The 18,592-nt window shown below is 73.6% G+C and carries 19 protein-coding genes; 10 read left to right on the top strand and 9 right to left on the bottom strand.

Annotated features, from left to right (window positions below):
• Position 1: 1 nt before the first annotated feature.
• Complete coding sequence (locus tag ACFPCY_RS38875; protein WP_378264121.1) at positions 2–1,411, bottom strand: MFS transporter; 1,410 nt, start codon at positions 1,409–1,411, stop codon at positions 2–4.
• A 99-nt stretch (positions 1,412–1,510) separates the two neighbouring features.
• Between ACFPCY_RS38875 and ACFPCY_RS38870 the strand changes: the two genes are divergently transcribed.
• Positions 1,511–1,966 carry a winged helix-turn-helix transcriptional regulator gene (locus ACFPCY_RS38870; protein WP_378264119.1) on the top strand — a complete coding sequence of 152 codons (456 nt, stop codon included), beginning with the start codon at positions 1,511–1,513 and terminating at the stop codon, positions 1,964–1,966.
• A 186-nt stretch (positions 1,967–2,152) separates the two neighbouring features.
• On the opposite strand, the gene ACFPCY_RS38865 is transcribed toward ACFPCY_RS38870, so the two are convergent.
• On the bottom strand, positions 2,153–2,479 hold the full coding sequence (locus tag ACFPCY_RS38865) for a rhodanese-like domain-containing protein (protein WP_378264117.1): 327 nt from the start codon (positions 2,477–2,479) through the stop codon (positions 2,153–2,155).
• 37 nt (positions 2,480–2,516) lie between these two features.
• Between ACFPCY_RS38865 and ACFPCY_RS38860 the strand changes: the two genes are divergently transcribed.
• Positions 2,517–3,146 carry a TetR/AcrR family transcriptional regulator gene (locus ACFPCY_RS38860; protein WP_378264115.1) on the top strand — a complete coding sequence of 210 codons (630 nt, stop codon included), beginning with the start codon at positions 2,517–2,519 and terminating at the stop codon, positions 3,144–3,146.
• A gap of 13 nt (positions 3,147–3,159) precedes the next feature.
• On the opposite strand, the gene ACFPCY_RS38855 is transcribed toward ACFPCY_RS38860, so the two are convergent.
• Together ACFPCY_RS38855 and ACFPCY_RS38850 are read right to left on the bottom strand one after the other, a co-directional pair.
• Positions 3,160–3,858: a hypothetical protein gene (locus ACFPCY_RS38855; protein WP_378264113.1), complete on the bottom strand. Its 699-nt coding sequence runs from the start codon at positions 3,856–3,858 to the stop codon at positions 3,160–3,162.
• A 260-nt stretch (positions 3,859–4,118) separates the two neighbouring features.
• On the bottom strand, positions 4,119–4,568 hold the full coding sequence (locus ACFPCY_RS38850; RefSeq protein WP_378264111.1) for a DoxX family protein: 450 nt from the start codon (positions 4,566–4,568) through the stop codon (positions 4,119–4,121).
• 259 nt (positions 4,569–4,827) lie between these two features.
• Here ACFPCY_RS38850 and ACFPCY_RS38845 point away from each other — a divergent pair, with 259 nt between their 5' ends.
• Positions 4,828–5,694 carry a class I SAM-dependent methyltransferase gene (locus ACFPCY_RS38845; protein ID WP_378264109.1) on the top strand — a complete coding sequence of 289 codons (867 nt, stop codon included), beginning with the start codon at positions 4,828–4,830 and terminating at the stop codon, positions 5,692–5,694.
• The gene (locus tag ACFPCY_RS38840; RefSeq protein WP_378264107.1) at positions 5,694–6,335 is read left to right on the top strand and encodes a TetR/AcrR family transcriptional regulator; all 642 of its coding nucleotides are present in this window, start codon (positions 5,694–5,696) and stop codon (positions 6,333–6,335) included. The genes ACFPCY_RS38845 and ACFPCY_RS38840 overlap by 1 nt, the downstream gene beginning before the upstream one ends.
• Positions 6,336–6,376: 41 nt before the next feature.
• Here ACFPCY_RS38840 and trpS read toward each other — a convergent pair whose 3' ends face one another.
• Entirely contained in the window at positions 6,377–7,408 is a 1,032-nt protein-coding gene (gene trpS / locus ACFPCY_RS38835; RefSeq protein WP_378264105.1) for a tryptophan--tRNA ligase, read from the bottom strand.
• A 212-nt stretch (positions 7,409–7,620) separates the two neighbouring features.
• Here trpS and ACFPCY_RS38830 point away from each other — a divergent pair, with 212 nt between their 5' ends.
• From ACFPCY_RS38830 to ACFPCY_RS38820, 3 genes are all read left to right on the top strand, one after another.
• Positions 7,621–8,109 carry a MarR family winged helix-turn-helix transcriptional regulator gene (locus ACFPCY_RS38830; protein WP_378264103.1) on the top strand — a complete coding sequence of 163 codons (489 nt, stop codon included), beginning with the start codon at positions 7,621–7,623 and terminating at the stop codon, positions 8,107–8,109.
• Between the two features lie 128 nt (positions 8,110–8,237).
• Positions 8,238–9,662: an MFS transporter gene (locus ACFPCY_RS38825; RefSeq protein ID WP_378264101.1), complete on the top strand. Its 1,425-nt coding sequence runs from the start codon at positions 8,238–8,240 to the stop codon at positions 9,660–9,662.
• A gap of 31 nt (positions 9,663–9,693) precedes the next feature.
• The gene (locus ACFPCY_RS38820; RefSeq protein WP_378264099.1) at positions 9,694–10,161 is read left to right on the top strand and encodes a TIGR03618 family F420-dependent PPOX class oxidoreductase; all 468 of its coding nucleotides are present in this window, start codon (positions 9,694–9,696) and stop codon (positions 10,159–10,161) included.
• Here the strand turns inward: ACFPCY_RS38820 and ACFPCY_RS38815 are convergent.
• On the bottom strand, positions 10,137–11,264 hold the full coding sequence (locus ACFPCY_RS38815; RefSeq protein WP_378264097.1) for an alanine racemase: 1,128 nt from the start codon (positions 11,262–11,264) through the stop codon (positions 10,137–10,139). The two genes, ACFPCY_RS38820 and ACFPCY_RS38815, sit on opposite strands and share 25 nt — an antisense overlap.
• A gap of 48 nt (positions 11,265–11,312) precedes the next feature.
• Between ACFPCY_RS38815 and ACFPCY_RS38810 the strand changes: the two genes are divergently transcribed.
• Together ACFPCY_RS38810 and ACFPCY_RS38805 are read left to right on the top strand one after the other, a co-directional pair.
• Positions 11,313–12,035, top strand: coding sequence for a carbon-nitrogen hydrolase family protein (locus ACFPCY_RS38810; RefSeq protein ID WP_378264095.1), 723 nt, complete (start codon positions 11,313–11,315; stop codon positions 12,033–12,035).
• Between the two features lie 26 nt (positions 12,036–12,061).
• The gene (locus tag ACFPCY_RS38805) at positions 12,062–13,012 is read left to right on the top strand and encodes an aldo/keto reductase (RefSeq protein WP_378264093.1); all 951 of its coding nucleotides are present in this window, start codon (positions 12,062–12,064) and stop codon (positions 13,010–13,012) included.
• On the opposite strand, the gene ACFPCY_RS38800 is transcribed toward ACFPCY_RS38805, so the two are convergent.
• A complete protein-coding gene (locus tag ACFPCY_RS38800) occupies positions 12,996–15,635 on the bottom strand; it encodes an ATP-binding protein (protein WP_378264091.1) in 2,640 nt (879 codons plus the stop codon). The genes ACFPCY_RS38805 and ACFPCY_RS38800 overlap by 17 nt on opposite strands.
• A 115-nt stretch (positions 15,636–15,750) precedes the next feature.
• Between ACFPCY_RS38800 and ACFPCY_RS38795 the strand changes: the two genes are divergently transcribed.
• A complete protein-coding gene (locus ACFPCY_RS38795) occupies positions 15,751–17,235 on the top strand; it encodes an MFS transporter (protein ID WP_378264089.1) in 1,485 nt (494 codons plus the stop codon).
• A 21-nt stretch (positions 17,236–17,256) separates the two neighbouring features.
• Here ACFPCY_RS38795 and ACFPCY_RS38790 read toward each other — a convergent pair whose 3' ends face one another.
• Together ACFPCY_RS38790 and ACFPCY_RS38785 are read right to left on the bottom strand one after the other, a co-directional pair.
• Positions 17,257–18,165, bottom strand: a complete 909-nt coding sequence (locus ACFPCY_RS38790) for a M56 family metallopeptidase (protein WP_378264087.1) — start codon at positions 18,163–18,165, stop codon at positions 17,257–17,259.
• Positions 18,162–18,542, bottom strand: a complete 381-nt coding sequence (locus ACFPCY_RS38785; RefSeq protein ID WP_378264085.1) for a BlaI/MecI/CopY family transcriptional regulator — start codon at positions 18,540–18,542, stop codon at positions 18,162–18,164. The genes ACFPCY_RS38790 and ACFPCY_RS38785 overlap by 4 nt, the downstream gene beginning before the upstream one ends.
• Positions 18,543–18,592: the final 50 nt, after the last annotated feature.

Raw genomic sequence — 18,592 nt, 5'->3', positions numbered from 1 at the left:
GTCAGACCTCCGCGCGGACGGGTTCGGAGACGGGCTCGGAAGGTGCGGTGGAGCGGCGGCGTAGGCCGAGGGCGGTGATCAGGGCTCCCAGGAGTACGGCCATCAGCGGGACGGTCATCGCGGCGTGGACGGCGGACAGTTTCGCGGCGGGCGTTTCGCCGGAGAGGGCCGCTACGTTCACCGCGGTGACGACCGAGACGCCCAGGGCCGTACCGAACTGCGTGGACGTGTAGAGGAGGCCGCCGGCCAGGCCCTGCTCCGACTCGTCCAGGCTTTCGGTGGCGGCCATGGTCAGGGGGCCGTAGCCGAGGGTGAACGCCACGCCCAGCAGGACGAGGCCGGGGAGCATCGTGGCGTACGTCCAGTCCAGACCCGCGCCCAGGAAGACGGCGTAGCAGGCGGCGGAGCACAGCAGCGCGACCAGGATGACCGGCGTCACGCCGAAGCGGCCGACCAGGCGGGGCGTCAGGGTCGGGGCGAGGACGAGGTCCAGCCCGACGACGAGCATCGCGAGGCCGGTCTCGGTCGGCGTCCAGCCTCGGATCTCCTGGAGGTAGAGCGTCATGAGGAGCTGGAATCCGCCGAACGCGCCGACGAACAGGAGGGCTCCGGCGTTCGCTCGCAGGAGCGGCGCGGAACGCAGGGCGCCCAGCCTGACCAGGGGTTCCTGGACGCGCCGCTCCACCAGGACGAACGCGGCGAGGAGGGCGACGCCGGCGGCGAAGACCGCGGCGGTGAGGAGTGGAGCGTCCGAGGGGTGCTCCAGCCGGACGACGCCGTAGACCAGCGCCGACATCGCGGACGTGACGAGCAGCGCGCCCGGCATGTCCAGCTTGCCGCGTTCGTTCTCCGCGTCGTCCTTCACCAGCGGGACGGCGGCGGCGAGCACGAGCAGGGAGATGATCACCGGCGCGAAGAACACCCAGCGCCAGCCGAGCGGGGTGAGCAGCCCGCCCGCGACGAGGCCGAGCGTGAAGCCGCCCGCGGCCGTCGCGGCGTAGATCGACAGCGCGCGGGTCCGCTCGGGGCCGTCCGGGAACGCGGCGGTGACCAGGGAGAGCCCGGCCGGCGCGAGGAACGCCGCCGCGACGCCGGTCACGAAGCGGGCGACCAGCAGCATCCAGCCCTCGGTGGCGAGGCCGCCGAGTCCGGAGAAGATCACGAACACGACGAGCCAGGACAGGAACATCCGGCGGCGTCCGAACAGGTCGGCGGCGCGTCCGCCGAGCAGCATGAATCCGGCGTACCCGAGGACGTAGGCGCTGACGACGCCGCTCAGCGCGCCCGTGGAAAGTCCGAGGTCCGCGCGGATCGACGGCAGCGCGACGTTCAGCATCGCCACGTCGATGCCCTCAAGGAAGATCGCGCCGCACAACACCAGGAGCGCGCCCCAGCGGCGAGTGGTACTCATCGGTCCCGACACCTCTTTTGCAGCGTGGACCGACGGTTCCCTTAAGGCCCGTCGGTTCCTTCTTGTAACTGACTGCATCGTCGGGCACGATCGGTGAGTATGGAAGACGGCACTTCGAAGTCCCTCGGTTCCTGCGCGTATACCGACGCTGACCAGGGCTTCGACATCTCGCACTGGGACTCGCGCGAGGACTGCGAGACCCGCCAGATCCTCGACCGGGTCGCCGACAAGTGGTCGCTGCTCGTGATCGCGCTCCTGGACGAGCGCAGCCTGCGCTTCACCGAGCTGCGCCGGGCCGTCCAGGGCGTGAGCCAGCGGATGCTGACCCGCACGCTGCGCCACCTGGAGCGGGACGGGCTCGTTCAGCGGACCGTCCATCCGGTCGTGCCGCCGCGCGTCGACTACGCGCTGACGCCCCTCGGCCGCAGCCTGCACGCCACGATCAAGGCCCTCGTCGACTGGACGGAGGCCCACAAGAACGCGATCGCCGCCGCCCGCGACGCCTACGACCGCCGCGCCGCCGAAGAGGCCGAGATCGCCACCACCACCCCCTAGCGCGTCCGGCCCGCCCCCGAAGCGGCCGGACGCGCGGCGCGCCGAGCTGACGCGCAGCGCGCCGGGTCGGACGCGCAGGAAGCCGCGCTAACGCGCCAGGGTCGGGCCGACGCACCGGGGGTCGGGCCGACGCGCCGGGGATCGTGCCGACGCACCGGGGCGGGTCGGTGCGCCGGGGAGGGTGGGTCAGGCGGATTCGACGGGGAGGCCGGCGGTGGTCCAGTCCTCGATGCCTTCGCGGTACTTGCGGACGTTGGTGTAGCCGAGGGCGGTGAGCCGGTCGGCGACCTGGCCGCTGTTGGGGCAGGCGGTGTTGGAGCAGTAGGTGACGATCGCGGCGTCGCGGTCGGGCAGCCGCTCGGCCGCCTTGGCGTCCACCTCGCCGGGGGCCAGCGGGACGGCGCCCGGAAGGTGCTGCTTGGCCCAGTACTCGCCGCCGAGCGCGTCCACGAGCGTGACGGATCCGGCGTCCACTTCGCGCTGGAGCTCGTCGCGGGTGATGAGTGCGGTCATGCCACATCCTCTCGGAATTCGGACTATAGTCCGTTTCATGTCCGAGAACCGTAACGGACCACGGTCCGCTTTGGCAACGCCGCTGGAACTGCTGCGCACGCCGCCGCCCAAGGAGCGCGCGGACGCGGCGCGCAACCGGGCCGCCGTGCTGGAGGCGGCGGCCCGGTTGTTCGCCGAGCACGGCCCGGACGCGGTGTCCATGGACCAGGTCGCGGCGGCGGCCGGGGTCGGCAAGGGCACGCTGTTCCGCCGCTTCGGCGACAAGGCGGGCCTCGCCGTGGCGTTGCTGGACGCCCGCGAGCGCGCGTTGCAGGAGGCCGTCCTGTCCGGTCCGCCGCCGCTCGGGCCGGACGCGCCGGCGGCCGAGCGGGTCGAGGCGTTCGTCCTCGCCTACCTCGACTACCTGCTGAAACACCTGCCGCTGGTGCGGATGTCGGAGACCGCCTCCCCCGGCGCGCGGTACCGCATCGGCGCCTACCGGTTCTGGCACCTGCACCTCGCGCTGCTGCTGGACGGCGACCCCGACCCCGAGGCCGCCGCCCACGGCATCCTCGCCGCGCTCAGCGCCGAGCACGTCTCGGCGCTGCTGCCCGACCTCGGCGAGGAGCGGCTGCGCGCGGCGCTGGTCCGGCAGGCCCGCGCGATCACTCCGACCGGTCAGTCCTAGGCCGCTGCGACCGTCAGCGCTCGGCGCGGCGACGCTCGGCGCGACGGGACTCGGCGCGACGACGCTCGGCGCCACGAGACTCGGCGCCACGAGACTCGGCGCCACGAGACTCGGCGCTACGAGACTCGGCGCGACGACGCCGGTAGTAGGCCGCGGTGACGATCGCCAGGAGCGGTCCCCAGGCGAGCAGCGGCGCGTAGCAGGCGTAGAGCAGGTCGAGCTGCCACGCGTGGGCGAACGTCTTGTGGAAGTTGTCGTTCGCCTTCGCGCCGAAGAAGAAGAACGCGCAGATGAACGTGATCAGCGCCGCTCCGAGCGCCGCCGGGATCACCGCCGCCAACGTCGGGACGCGGCGTCCGCCGAGCACGGGGATCCAGCGCGGGAACCGCTCGCCCCAGGTGCTGACGAGGCCCACGGTGAGGAACGCCGCCGCCTCGCTGACCGCGCACAGCACGATCATGTAGGCCCACTGCGGAACGTGGGCGGGCACGCCGCCGCGCCCGCCGCCGGGGATGTCGGGATGCTCGGCGACCGGCAGGCCGAACACGCCGAACGCGAGCCGCCACACGCAGGACGGCAGGACGACCCAGGGCGTGGCATGGGCGGCGATCACGAGCCAGCGCGGGACGCCCGCGACCGGACGGCCGTGGAGGCGCGCGTACGCGGCGGCGAATCGGTTCGGACGGCGGTGCAGGGGGACGGCTTCGGACACGGCGAACTCCAAGATCAGGGATTTGTTCGCGTCCAGCGTCCGCCGGGGCCGTCCCGCCGCACCTCCCCCGCGATCGCGATCCGGATCACCCGGAGGTCGCGCCGGGACCGGCCCGGAAGGGGGAGCGCCGCCGAAGACCCCCGGCCGTCCCGAGCGGGACGGCCGTGCCCCGGGGTCCTCGACGGCGCGCGCCGATCCCGGAGCCGCCTGTCACGGCTCCGGGATCGGTGGTCAGCGACCGTCCACGCGGGTCCGGGCGCTCAGCGCCGCGCCTCGCGGACGGCCCGGACGACGTTCAGCAGCCGGACGGTCTGCCCGCGCCGCCCGTAGGCGACGATCCCGACCGGGATGAGGTAGGCGAGCGGGACCACCGCCATGCTCGGCGAGTCCGCGACCAGCTCGGTGATCGTCGCGCCGACCAGCAGCGTGCTCAGCGCCGCCCCGGAGAGTCCGGAAAGAATCGGGATCAGCAGCGCGATCGCGCCGAGCACCTCCAGCGTGCCGATCACGTACAGGCCGGGCTCGCCGAATCCGATCTTGTTGAACCCCTGCACGGCCTGCTCGGTCGCGGCCAGCTTCGTCGATCCGGCGATGAGGAACGCCAGGGCCATCAGGACCTGGAAGGTCCACAGGACGGCGCCGAACCTGCGTCCGGTGCGGGGCGCCTCGGCGGCGGCGGTGCGGAGGGTGGAGGCGGTGATCGTCGCCATGGTTCTCGTCCTCTCGGTGGTGGGGGCTTCACCGGGGCCGAGGTTCCCCGGCCCGTTCCGTTCGCCCATGTAGACCGGCGCCCCGGCGAGAACTCATCGCCCCGCGGAGAAAAAATTTCCGGCCGTTCGATGCCCGCCCCGAGGGAGGCGGGCATCGAACACCGGTTCCGGGCCGACACGCCCCCGTGGCGGTCGGCCATTGACGGCCGGAGCATTATGAACGTACGTTCATGAACACACGTTCATTTAGGAGGACGGCATGACCGCACGCATCGTGAACACCGCGCAGGCCGAGGCGTGGAACGGCGGCGAGGGGGCGCACTGGGCCGCCCGCCACGACCGCTACGACCTGGTCAACAGCGGTTTCAACGAGTACCTGCTCCAGCACGTCCGGCCCGGCGACCGCGTCCTCGACGTGGGGTGCGGCAACGGCCAGCTCACCCGGCTGGCGGCGCAGGCGGCCCGAGTCGCCGGAGCCGCGCACACCGGCGACGCGACGGGAGTGGACCTGTCGCGGCCGATGCTCGCGCGGGCGCGCGAACTCGCCCGCGCCGAAGACGTGGGCAACGTCCGTTTCGAGCAGGGCGACGCGCAGGTCTTCCCGTTCGCGCCGGCGTCCTACGACGTCGCGCTGAGCCGGTTCGGTGTGATGTTCTTCGCCGATCCCGTCGCCGCCTTCGCCAACATCGGACGGGCCCTCCGTCCCGGCGGACGGCTCGCGTTCGTCTGCATGACGTCGGTGGCGGGCACGGACCTGGGCGTCCTGCTCGACGCGATCCTCGGCGCGCTCGGCGCGGCGAGCCCCGCGACCGGCGCGGACGGCACCGGACCGACTTCCCTCGCCGACCCGGAGCGCACCGAGCGCGTCCTGACCGAGGCCGGGTTCGCGGACATCGGCGTGCGGCGGGTCGAGGCTCCGCAGGTGTGGGGCCGGAACGCCGCCGACGCGACGGAGTTCTTCTGCGGCTGGGGACCGATGGTCCACGCGTTCTCGCAGGCCGATCCCGAGACGGTCGGCGCGGCGCGCGAGGCCGTCTACGACCGGATGGCCGGGTTCCAGGGTCCCGATGGCGTCCGGACGCGCGGGACGGCCTGGCTGGTGACCGGCCGTTACGATGGGCGGTGATGTCCCCGAGAACAGCGGCGGCGGTGCGGGACGGCGGTCGCAGCCTGCGCGAGCACCTGGTGGCGGCGGCCGGGCGGCTGATCGCCGAGCGCGGCACGGCCGGCCTGACCGTCCGCGCGATCGCGCGCGCCGCCGGGGTGGCCGACGGCGTCCTCTACAACCACTTCGCCGACAAGGACGAGCTGCTGGCGGAGGCGTGGCACGCGCACGTCCGGGCCATCGAGGACGGGTTGCCGCCGCTCCCCCGGCCGGGTGAGGGAACCCTCGCGGACGGCCTGCGCGCCCAGATCGGCCACGGACTGGCCCTGCACCGGGCCGTCGTGCCCGCGATGTCCGGACTGCTCGGGCGTCCCGAGCTGCTCGCGCGCCTGAACGCCCCGCGCGAGAGCGGCGTGGACTGGCGCGACCGCCTCCGCGACTGGCTGCGCGCCGAACGGGACCTGGGCCGCGTCGTCCCGGACGCACCGGTCGACGCGGTCGCCTCCCTGATCGTCGGCATCTGCCACGAGTCGGTGCTGTCGATGCTCCTGCGCGGCGGCGACCCGTCGGCGGTCGAGCCGCCGTCCGGCGAGCGGCTGGACGACCTGGTCCGCGCGATCCTCCCCGGCCTCACCGGAACCGCGAACCAGACACCGAGCTGAACGACGGGCGGGGCGCGAGAACCGAGCCCCGCCGCGCGGCGTCAGCGCATGTAGTCCATGCCCATCGCGGCCTTGACCTCGGCCAGCGTCGCGTCGGCGATCTCGTTCGCGCGCGCGTTCCCGGCCGCGAGGACGGCCTTGAGCTGCGCCGGGTCGCCGGCGAACTCGGCGCGGCGGGCGCGGATCGGGCGGAGGAACTCGTTGACCGACTCGGTCACGACGCGCTTGAGCTGCGCCGCGCCGCCGTCGCCGATCTCGGCCGCGACGTCCTCGGGACGCCGTCCCTGAGCGAGCGCGGCGAGCAGCACCAGGTTGGACACCTCGGGACGGGTCTCCGGCGCGTACGCGATGTGCCGGTCGGCGTCGGTCTTGGCCCGCTTGACCAGCCGCGCGACCTCGTCCGGCGGCGTCGTCAGCGAGATGGCGTTGCCGCGCGACTTGCTCATCTTCTGGCCGTCGGTGCCGAGCAGCAGCGGCGCTTCGGACAGCAGCGTCTCGGGGAGTGGGAAGACCGGGCCGTACCGCTCGTTGAAGCGGCGCGCGACGGTCCGGGTGATCTCCAGGTGCGGGGCCTGGTCGCGGCCGACCGGCACCAGGTCGGCCTTGCAGAACAGGATGTCGGCGGCCTGGTGGACGGGGTAGGTGAACATCAGGCCGCTGACGGCGTCCTGCCGGGAGTGCTGGATCTCGTCCTTGACGGTCGGGTTGCGGCCCAGCTCCGAGACCGACACCAGGGACAGGAACGGCAGCAGCAGCTGGTTCAGGGCGGGGACGGCGGTGTGCGTGAAGATCGTGGCGGTGGCGGGGTCGATGCCGGCGGCGAGGTAGTCGGCGACCAGGCCGAAGACGCGCTCCTCCAGCCGTTCGGCGACGTCCCGGTCGGTGAGCACCTGGTAGTCGGCGACCAGCACGAAGACGTCCACCCCGGCGCGTTGCAGCCGGACGCGGTTGGCGAGGGTGCCGAAGTAGTGGCCGAGGTGGAGGGGGCCGGTGGGGCGGTCGCCGGTGAGGACGCGGTGCTGGGCGGCGTCCGCGGCGACGAGCTCGTCCAGTTCGGGGGCGGTGAGGGTCATCTCTGGTTCCTTCGAGTTCGGGGGCGACCCGGGGCTCGAAAGAGAGAAGGCCGCCCGATCGTCGGACGGCCTGCGCGCATGCCTGGATCAGCCGTCCGTGGACGGCCACCAGCCGAGACATGCGAAGCGCTGCACGGGTCCACGATACCCGGCCGGAGGTTCCGGGATCAATGACCTAAGCGGATAATCCGCTACGGAACTAGACTGGCGGCATGACCTCTCTCGCACCCGCCTCCGACGTCGCCCACGACATCTCCTTCCTGTTCGACCACAACTCCCACGTGCTGAAGACGCGGATGTCCGCCGCCCTGGCCGAGATCGGACTGACGCCGCGCATGCACTGCGTCCTCGTCCACGCCCTGGAGGAGGAGCGCACGCAGAACCAGCTCGCCGAGATCGGCGACATGGACAAGACCACGATGGTCGTCACGGTGGACGCCCTGGAGCGCGAGGGGCTGGCCGAGCGCCGCCCGTCCTCCAAGGACCGCCGCGCGCGCGTCATCGCCGTGACCGCCAAGGGCGCCGAGACGGCCGCGCGGAGCCAGAAGATCGTCGACTCCGTCCACGCCGAGGTGCTGAACGCGCTGCCCGAGCCGGACCGCGAGGTCTTCCTGCGGGCGCTGAACCTGCTGGCGACCGGGCTGCTGGCCGAGCCGGTGGCGTCCACGTCCGCCCGCCGGAGCCGCGAACGCACCGCCTGACCAGGGCTTTCTTCGAGCGGGAGCATTAGGTCCGAGATATATAGTCTGCGACAAAACTATCTGCTACTGTCTCTTCTGTCGCGCCCCGGCCGGGACGCGAGCCGGGCTTTCGGGCAGAGGAGAAGAGCGTGGGACGCGTTCGTTCGCGGGCAGGGGCCCTGGCGGTGCTGTGCGCCGGAACATTGATGATCATCCTCGACGGGTCGATCGTGACGGTGGCGCTGCCCGCGATGCAGCGCGACCTCGGGTTCGGCGACACGGGCCTGACTTGGGTCGTCAACGGCTACGTCATCGCGTTCGGCGGCTTGCTGCTGCTGGCCGGACGGCTCGGCGACCTGGTCGGACGGCGGTCGGTCTTCGTCGCCGGGATCGCGGTGTTCACCGCCGCCTCGGTCGCGTGCGGCCTGGCCACCGGGCCGGGCATGCTGATCGCCGCGCGGTTCGCGCAGGGCGCCGGCGGGGCGCTCAGCTCCGCGGTCGGCCTCGGCATGATCACGACGCTGTTCCCCGAGCCCGCCGAGCGCACCCGCGCGCTGTCGGCGTTCGCGTTCACCGGCGCGGTCGGCGCGTCCCTCGGGCAGGTGCTCGGCGGGGTGCTCACCGACGCGCTGAGCTGGCACTGGATCTTCCTGATCAACCTGCCGCTCGGCCTGGCCGCGGCGCTCGCCGCGCTGCGGTACCTGCCCGCCGAGCGGGGCCTCGGGTTCGCGGCGGGGGCGGACGTGCTCGGCGGCGTCCTGGTGACCTCCGGGACCATGCTCGGCGTCTACACGATCGTCCAGACCGAGCAGCACGGCTGGGGCACGCGGACGCTCGCCCTCGGCGCCGGGTCGCTCGCGCTGATCGGCGGGTTCGTGCTGCGGCAGGTGACCGCGTCCGTGCCGCTGATGCCGCTGCGCGTGCTGCGCGGCCGGAACGTGTGGGGCGCGAACCTCGTCCAGCTGACGCTCCTGGCCGCGATGTTCGGCTTCCAGGTCATGATCGCCCTCTACATGCAGAACGTGCTGCGCTACGACGCGTCCGAGACCGGGCTCGCGATGCTGCCCGCCGCGGCGGCGAACGCCGTCGTCTCGCTCTTCGTGTCGGCGCGGCTGATCACCCGGTTCGGGCCGAAGGCCGTGCTGGTGACCGGGCTCGCCCTGCTGCTGGCGGCGCGGCTGCTGCTCACCCGCGTCCCGGTGGACGGCCACTTCGCCGTGGACCTGCTGCCGGTGATGATCCTGACCGGCGGGTTCGGCCTGGTGATGCCCGCGCTGACCGGGCTCGGGATGTCCGGCGCGAGGCCCGCCGACGCCGGGGTGGTCTCGGGCGTCTTCAACACGACGCAGCAGATCGGCGCGGCGCTCGGCGTCGCGGCCCTGTCCGCCGTCGCCGCCGCCGGCTCGGACGGGACGTCGCGCGAGGCGCTGACCCGCGGCTACCACGTCGCCTTCTGGGCGGGGGCCGGGCTCCTGGCGGCCGGAATCGTCCTGTCGCTGACCGTGCTGCGCCGCTCCACCCCCGCTCCGGAACCGGTCGACGCACCGGAACAGGACACTCTGATCGCCCACTGATTCCGGCCCGTCTCACAGAGGAGAGAGAACGATGACCGAATACGGCCCCGGAGACGGCCCGGCCCCCGCCGCCCTCACCGACGACGCCCTTTCCGACCTGATCGGCGGGAGCACTTTCGCCGCTCTGGCGACCACCAAGAAGAGCGGCCACCCGCACCTTTCCACCGTCGTCTTCGCGTGGGACAAGGACGAGCGCCTCGCCCGCATCTCGACCACCGCTGACCGATTGAAGGTCCGGCAGCTCAAGAACGACCCGCGTGCGGCGCTCTATGTTTCCAGCGCGGACCACATGTCCTTCGCCGTCGCCGAAGGAACGGCCGAACTGTCCGAGGTCGCCACCGAGGCCGGGGACGCGGTCTCGCGGGAGCTCCTGGAAATGGCGGGCGGCTTCGCCGACCCGGCGGACGAGGCGGCCTTCCTGGAGCAGATGGTGAAGGACCGCCGCTTGATCATCCGGCTCCGCGCCGACCGCCTCTACGGCACCGTCCTGGCCGTCTGACCGCCGAGGTAGTGGAAGCCGGGAGGGTCGTGCATGAGGAAGTCCCGGTGCGAGATGTTCCATCCGTAAGCGCCCGACATGGCGAAAGCGACGATGTCCCCGACACCGATCTCGGTGACGGGGACATCGCGCGCGAAGACGTCCTTGGGCGTGCAGAGCTGCCCGACCAGCGTCGCTTCGATATCGCGAAGGGGCTCGGCCGACTTGGCCACCACGGTGAAAGGCTGGTCGTGCTGCTTGGTGACGGGCGTGCGGAGATGCATGGTGCCGCCTTTGAGGACGGCGTACCAGCGTCCATGGGCCGGTTTCAGGTCCAGCACTTCCGTGACGTACCAGCCGCAGTAGACGGTGACGGCCCGTCCGGGCTCGATCCGCAGAGTTTCGCCCGGACGGGCCAGCTTTCCGATCTCGCGGCCGTAGTCCTCCCAGTCGAACGTCCGGTCCGGAGAGGCGTAATCGACGGCCATTCCGCCGCCCAGGTTGAATTCCGGATTCTCGATGCCGGCCTTCTCCGCCCACGGACGCGCCCAGTCCAGGATCTCCCGCGACTGGGCCAGGAGCTCCGGGACGTCCAGCCCCGACGCGAGGTGGGCGTGCACGCCGCGCAACCGGATCCACGGCGCGGACGCCAGGACGGCGTGGCACTCCTCGATCAGGTCGGGGTCCATGCCGAACGGGCCGGACATCGCGAGCGCGACGCCCTGCCGGTCCCCCGCCAGGTTCACGCGCAGCAGCACGTCGGTCTCGCGCCGCTTCGCCGCCAGCCGGGCCAGCTCGCGCGGCGACTCCACGTGGACGCGCTCGGCGCGCAGGTCGAGTTCGGAATCGGTCTTGCCGGGACCGCCGAAGGCCAGCCGCGCCGACGGCACCGCGTCCCGGACATGCCGCAGCTCACCCCCGGACGCGACCTCGAAGCCGTCCACGAAGGGCGCGAGCGTCCGCAGGACCGGCGCGTCCGGGTTGGCCTTCGCGGCGTAGAAGATCTCGATCGGCACCGCCTCCCGGATGCGGCGGGCGTGCGCTTCCAGCGCGTCCAGGTCGTACACGAAGGCGGGCAGCCGCGGGGCGTCCTCGATCCAGGCGCGCAGCCGGTCGGTCAGCATTCCGCCATTCTCTCCGGACTGGAAGGATGATCACCGGAGGTGGCGAGAATGTCCGATGCCCCAGTCCCCCCGGCCCGCTCGCTCACGATCGCCGTGGCCCAGCCGAGCTGCACCGCCTACGACGTGGCGCTGAACGCGGAGGCGCACGCCAAGTCCGTGATCGCCGCGCAGGCGCGCGTCGTCGTCTTCCCCGAGCACTCGCTGACCGGCTACCAGCTCGACGCCGAGGTCGTGTCCCCCGGGGACGAGCGCCTGGCGCCCATCGTCGCGGCCTGCGCCGGGACCGGGGCGATCGCGCTGGTGGGCGCGCCCGTGCCCGGCCCGCACATCGGGTTCCTGGCCGTCGACGCGTCCGGGGCGCGGGTCGCCTACGCCAAGCAGCACCTGCACGGCGAGGAGTTCGACCGGTTCGTCCCCGGCTCCGCGCCCGCCGTCCTGGAGGTGGACGGATGGCGGCTCGGGCTCGCGATCTGCCGCGACACCGGGATTCCCGAGCACGCCGCCCGCACCGCCGCGCTCGGCATCGACGGGTACGTCGCCGGGGTCGTCCACTCCGGCCAGGAGGTGCACGTGGCCGGCGAGCGCGCCCGGCGGGTCGCGGCCGAGTACGGCGTCTGGGCCGCCACGGCCGCCTTCGCGGGCCCGACCGGCCACGGCTTCGACCGGACGTCCGGACGCTCCGGCATCTGGTCCGCGTCCGGCGAGACCCTCGCCGAGGCGGGACCGGCCCCGGACGAGGTGGCCTCCCACACGTTCCAGCGTCCCGAGTGAGTGCGGACCGGCGGAAGGAGCACGGTATGCGGCAGGTGCGGCTCGGATCGTCGGGACTGCGGGTCTCGCGGATCTGCCTGGGGATGATGAGCTACGGCGACCGGACGAACCGCTCGTGGGTCCTGGAGCAGGACCAGGCCGAGCCGATCGTCCGGCGGGCGGTCGAGAGCGGCGTGACGTTCTTCGACACCGCCGACGCGTACTCCGGCGGCCGGTCCGAGGAGGTCACCGGCAGGTTGCTGGCGGCGCTGTTCGATCGGCGCGAGGACTACGTGCTCGCCACCAAGGTCTACTTTCCGACCGGTCCCGGCCCCAACGACGGCGGGCTGGGACGCAAGCACGTCATGGCGTCCATCGACGCCTCGCTCCGCAGGCTCGGCACCGACTACGTGGACCTGTACCAGATCCACCGCTGGGACGACGCGACGCCGATCGAGGAGACGATGGAGGCGCTGCACGACATCGTGCGGGCGGGCAAGGCCCGCTACATCGGCGCGTCCAGCATGTTCGCCTGGCAGTTCGCGAAGGCGCAGCACTGCGCGCCCACGCGGTTCGTCTCGATGCAGAACCACTACAACCTCGTCTACCGCGAGGAGGAGCGGGAGATGATCCCGCTCTGCGCCGACCAGGGCGTCGGCGTCCTGCCGTACAGCCCGCTGGCGCGCGGCCTGCTGGCGCGCGAGGCCGGGACGGCGCGGCTCGACGGCGATCCGCTCCTGAAGCAGTTCTACGACGAGTCGGACGCGGACGTCGTCCGGGTCGTCCGGGAGGTGGCGGCGGAGCGGGGCGTCGCTCCCGCGCAGGTGGCGCTCGCCTGGCTGCTCGGCAAGGACGCCGTCACCGCCCCGATCGTGGGCGCGACCAAGATCGAGCACGTGGACGACGCGGTCGCCGCCACCGAGCTGGAGCTCACCGAAGCCGAGGTCGAGCGGCTGGAGGCCCCCTACCGCCCGCACCGCGTCATCGGTCACTCGTGAGGAGCCCGAGGCGGTGGGCCACGGCGGCGGCCTGCGTCCGGGACGAGACCTGGAGCTTCGCGAGGATGTTGGAGACGTGGACGCCGGCCGTCCGGCCCGAGATGAACAGGTGCTCGCCGATCTGGCGATTGCTGTAGCCGAGCGCCACCAAGCGCAGCACTTCGGTCTCGCGCGGCGTCAGGGAAAGCGGGGTTCCGGTCGTGAAGGGCGCTGCGCCTAGGGACGTGGTCAGCGCCGTCGCTTCGCCTATCGCGCCCGCGCGCGCGAGGGCGTACGCCAGGCGGTACGGATGGTCGAGCGCGCGCCAGGCTTCGGCGGCGGCCGTCCAGGACGCGTCGCCCAGCTCGGCTCGGACGGTCGCCCGGTGCGCCTCCTGGACGGGCCCGACCACGCGCAGCTCGGCGGCCAGGGCCCGGACGCGCGGACGGTGCGTCCGGGTCCGCCGGGCGGCGGTCTCCAGCAGCGGCCAGACCTGCCGGGAGTGCGCCAGGAGATCGGGCGCGTGGAGGACGTCCGCGAGCAGCTCGTCCGGGTCGGGCGCCACGGCGCATTCGAGGTCGAGGAGCCGCAACTGGAACATGCGGCCCCGGTAGGTCGCGCCGAGGTTCCGGCGGGCCTCCTCGGCGGCCGACGTCGCGGCGTCGAGGTCGCCCTCGGCGAGGTCGATCATGCCGCGGGTGGTGAGGGCCAGCGCGCGGAACAGCGGCGGCGGGTCCTGCGCGAGGCAGTCGGCGAGGACGGCGCGCGCCTCCGTCCAGCGGCCGAGCGCGACGAGCGTCTCGGCGGACACGGCGGTCAGCCCGGCGCCCTGGTCGCGGGCGAGGCCGTGCGCCCGGGCGATCTCGATGCCCTGCCTGGCGCGTTCCCAGGCCCGCTCGTCCTCGCCCAGGGCGTGCAGGGCGTCGGCCTCGCACGTGATCGCGATGCAGCGGGACGTGGCGTCGTCGGCCGCGCGGGCGAGGCGCTCGGCCTCGGCCGCCCGGGCCGTCGTCTCGGCGAGGTCGCCGTCCAGGCCCGCGAGGGCGGCGAGGGTGAGGTGCGCCCAGGCGCGGACGCGCTCGTCGCCGTCCATCTCCAGCGCGCGGTGGGCGAGCGTCCGCGCCTCGTCGAACTGCGACATCAGGAACAGGCGGTTGGCCAGGGTGGACGTCAGGCGGGCGCGTTCCGGGCCGTCCGGAAGCAGGGCGACGCCCTCGCGCAGGTCGGTGAGGCCGTCCTCGCCGAGCCGGTGGGCCAGGGTGCTGCGCAGTTCCAGGAGGAGCGCCCTGCGGCGCGGCGACTCGATCCGCAGGAGCGCCTCGGACGCCAGCTCGACGCCCCGCGCGGCCTCGCCCGCGTAGAGGCAGGCGACGGCGGCGAGCGAGAGGGCGAGGGTCCGGTCCGCGTCCGGGGGCAGCAGCGAAAGGAAGCGTTCGAGCATCCGGAGCTGCTCGGGGTAGGCGTGCACCTCGGCGGCGGCCTGCGCGGCGCGCCAGTACGCCGCCAGCGCTTCGTCGCGCTCCCCGGCGCCGAGCCAGTGGGCGGCGAGCAGCGGCAGCGCGCGACCGTCCTCGGTCAGGGACGGGTCGGCGCGCAGCGCGCAACCGAACCGCTGGTGCAACCGCTTGCGCTCGCTCGGCAAGAGGTCCTCGTACACCGCCTGCCGGACGAGATCGTGCGCGAAGGCGTGGCAGTCGAGCGCGGACCGGGCCAGGACGCGCTGCTCGATCGCGACGCGCAGGTCCGCTTCCAGCTCGGCCTCCGTCCGGTCGGTGACGGCGGCGAGCAGCGCGGTCCCGGCGGGTCCCTCCGCCGCCGACAGGGCCCGGACGACCTCGCGCGGACCGTCCGGGAGCGCGCGGAAGCCGGTCAGCAGCAGGTCGCGCAGGGGCGTCGGCGTGCCGGCCGGGCCAGCGTCGGCGAGCGCCTCGGCGAACAGCGGGTTGCCCTCGCTGCGCCGGACGATCTCGGCGGCGAGGCGGTCGGGCGGCGCGGCGCCCAGCCGGGACGCGAGCAGGTCGCGCACGTCGGCGGCGTCCAGCGGGGCGGGTTCCAGCGTCCGCACGGCCGGTGACCGGGCGAGACCCGTCAGGACGGCCCGCAGCGGATGATCGTCCGGGACGGTCCGGTACGTGCCGACGAGCAGCAGGTTCGCGCCGCTCAGGTTGCGGACGAGGAAGGTCAGCAGGTCGCGGCTGGACGGGTCGGCCCAGTGCAGGTCCTCCAGGACGACGATCAGCGGACGGTCCGCCACCGCCGCCTCGACCAGCGCCAGGACGTCCTGGAACAGCGCCGTGCGGCCGAGCGCCGGATCGGTCACGGGCTCGGGACGGCCGAACGCCGGCAGCCAGTGCGCGAGACCGCGCCGTCCGCCGCCCGGAACGAGCCGCGCGACGCGCTCGGCGCCGAGTTCGGCGACCAAGCGGCGCGCGACCGCGACATGCGGCGCGTAAGGCAGGCCGTCCAGCTCCAGGCAGCCCCCGACGACCGAGCGGGCGTCGGCGGCGCGGCGGGCGGCGAACTCCGCCATCAGGCGGGACTTGCCCATGCCCGCGTCCGCGCCGACCAGCACGGCCGTGACGGCGGGGTCGGCGAACGCCCCGGCGAGGGCCGCGAGCTCGGCCGTCCGTCCGACGAAGGCCACCGGACCACCTCCCGGATCTGAAGAGCCCCGAAGAGCGGCGTACGTATTCCGACAGATGCGGCGGACCTCTTCAGAAGGCCACCTTCGGACCGAAGGCGATCTTAGGAGGGATCCGATGAGACTCACCCTGCCGGTGATCCTGTCGGCGACGTTCATGGCCTCGTTCGACTACATGGTCGTGAACGTGGCCGCGCCGTCGCTGCAACGCGACCTGCACGCCGGGTCCGCCGCGCTGGAGCTGGTGATCGGCGGCTACGCGTTCACCTACGCGGCCGGGCTGGTGACGGGCGGGCGGCTCGGCGACCTGTTCGGGCACCGCCGGATGTTCGCGCTCGGCATGGCCGCGTTCACGCTGGCCTCGCTGCTGTGCGGGCTCGCCCCGGACGCCGGGACGCTGGTCGCGGCGCGGCTGCTCCAGGGCGTCACGGCCGCCGCGATGGTGCCGCAGGTGCTCGCGCTGATCACCGCGTCGTTCGGGGCGGACGAGCGGGCCCGCGCGATGGCCTGGTTCGGCGTGGTGACCGGGCTCGGCGCGGTCTGCGGGCAGGTGCTCGGCGGCCTGCTGCTCCAGGCCGACCTGCTCGGGCTCGGCTGGCGGACGATCTTCCTGGTGAACGTGCCGGTCGGCGTCCCGGCGGCGCTGCTCGCCACCCGCGTCCTGCCGCGCGCGGAGACCCGGGCCAGGCCGCGGCTGGACGTCCCGGGCGTGCTCGGCGTCTCGGCGGGGCTCGCGCTCGCGCTGGTCCCGCTCGTGCTCGGCCGCGAGGAGGGCTGGCCGCTGTGGACGTGGCTGTCGCTCGCCGCGAGCGTCCCGGTCCTCGGCGCGACGCTGTGGTGGGAGCGCCGGACGGCCGCGCCCGTCGTGGACCTCGCGCTGTTCCGCACCCGCTCCTTCACCGTCGGGTCCGCGCTGAACGTGGCGTTCATGATGTCGTTCGGCAGCCTGATGCTGGTGAACACGCTGCTGCTCCAGTACGGGTTCGGGCTGAGCCCGGTCCGCGCGGGGCTGGCGTTCGGGCCGCTCGCGGTCGCGACGATGCTGGCGTCCCTCGCCGGACGGCCGCTGGTCGCGCGGCACGGCGACCGGGTTCTGACCGCGGGCTGCGCGATCACCGGGGTCGGCGTGGCCGGGATCGAGGTCGTCCTGCACGCGGGCGGCGGCGTCGCCGCGCTGCTCGCGCCGCTCGCGCTGCTCGGCCTCGGCAGCGGGCTGACGCTGCCCGGCGTGATCGGGGCGGCGCTGTCCGGGGTGCGTCCGGAACGGGCCGGTGCGGCGTCCGGGCTGCTGACCACCTTCCAGCAGTTCGCGGCGGCGGCGGGCGTCGCGGCGCTCGGCGCGCTGTTCTTCACCCTCGCCGGACGGCACGGGCTCGTCCGGGCGGCGCAGGACACGCTGCTGGTCAACCTGGCGCTGACGCTGGCCACGATCCCGCTGTCGTTCCTGCTCCCCCGGTCGCGGGCGCGGGCCGTCCCGGAAGCGGCCGTCCCGGAAACGAGCGTCCCGGAAGCGGCCGTCCCGGAGGCGGACGTTCCGGCGACGAGCGTCCCGGAAACGCGCGAACGCCGGCCCGGAACGCGCGTTCTGGACCGGCGGATCTGAGGGCCGGAAGGAGCCGGGACGCTAGAGGGGCAGCGCCCAGAGCAGCGCCGGAAGGGCGACCAGCACCGGGATGGCGACGGCGGCCGCGACGCGGATGCGGCGCGGCTGCCGCTCGGGACGGAGCAGCCGGTTCACCCGGGCGAGCACCGGGATGTCGTCGGCCGCCGCGACGCCGAGCGTGCCGGACGGCGCGGGCCCCGGACGGGCCGCCGCGAAACGCAGCAGCGCCGTCGCCAGCTCCTTCGCGGGGCGGTGACGGCGGGCCCGGTCGTCGGCGGCCATCTCGATCAGCAGCTCGACCGCGTCGAGACATCGTCCGACCAGGCGGATCTGCGGGAAGACCTGGCGCAGCGAGTAGAAGGGCAGCAGCACGAGGTCGTGCCGCTCGCGGGCGTGCGCCCGCTCGTGCGCGAGGACGGCGGCGAGCTCCCGGTCGTCGAGCAGCTCCAGCGTCCCGGCGCTGACGACGACCTTGGACGACCGGACGCCCGGAACGCAGTAGGCGGCCGCTCCCGGGTGGTCGAGGACCAGCGCGTCGGGGGCGGCCGAGTCGCCGCGGGCGACCAGCGCGAGCAGCGCGCGGTGCCGGCGGCGGGCGCGCACCACGCGGAACACCGCGGTGGCGAGCATGGTGAGCAGCACGAAGGTCAGCGCGACGGCCGCCAGCAGCGCGGCCATGTGCACCGCGTCGAGCCGGGCGGCGGAGTCGGCGACCATGCGCGGCAGCCCGCGGCCGATGCCGCGCTGGTAGGGCAGCAGCGCGACGCCGAGCAGCGCGCCGATGGTGGCGATGCCCCAGCCGAGCCCGAGCGCCTGCCACAGGCCGATCGCGATCCGCGGGGTGCGCCACGTCCAGCGGGCCTTCGAGAGCCCGTGCGCGCCGAGGACGGTCGCGAGCGCGACCGCCGCGAGCAGGGCCGTGCCGGTCATGCCGGTGGCTCCTTGACCACGTCGGCGAGCGCCTGGCGGATGACGTCGATCTCGTCCTGCGACACCGACCGGACGAAGTGCGCCAGCGCGGCGTCGCGGTCGCCGGTCTCGTCCAGCGCGCCCAGCATGAGCTCGGTCACATATCCCTCCCTGCTCGCAACTGGACGGTACCGCCACGCGCGACCGTCCCGCTCACGATCAAGGAAACCCTTCTTGGCCAGCCGGTCCAGCACCGTCATGACGGTGGTGTGCGCGAGGTCGCGCTCGTCGGCGAGCGCGCGGCTCACGTCCCGCGCGGTGGCGGGGGCGAGGCCCGCCTCCTCGCGCGCCCAGCAGACCTCCATGACGGTGCGTTCAAGCTCTCCCAGACCCTTCACGCCGTCCACTGTAAGCGACGGGTGAGCGAGATCACCACACGGGGTAGTAC

Source organism: Actinomadura gamaensis (genome assembly GCF_042652125.1).
Classification (GTDB): domain Bacteria; phylum Actinomycetota; class Actinomycetes; order Streptosporangiales; family Streptosporangiaceae; genus Spirillospora; species Spirillospora gamaensis.
This window is presented reverse-complemented; position numbering and strand designations above follow the sequence as displayed.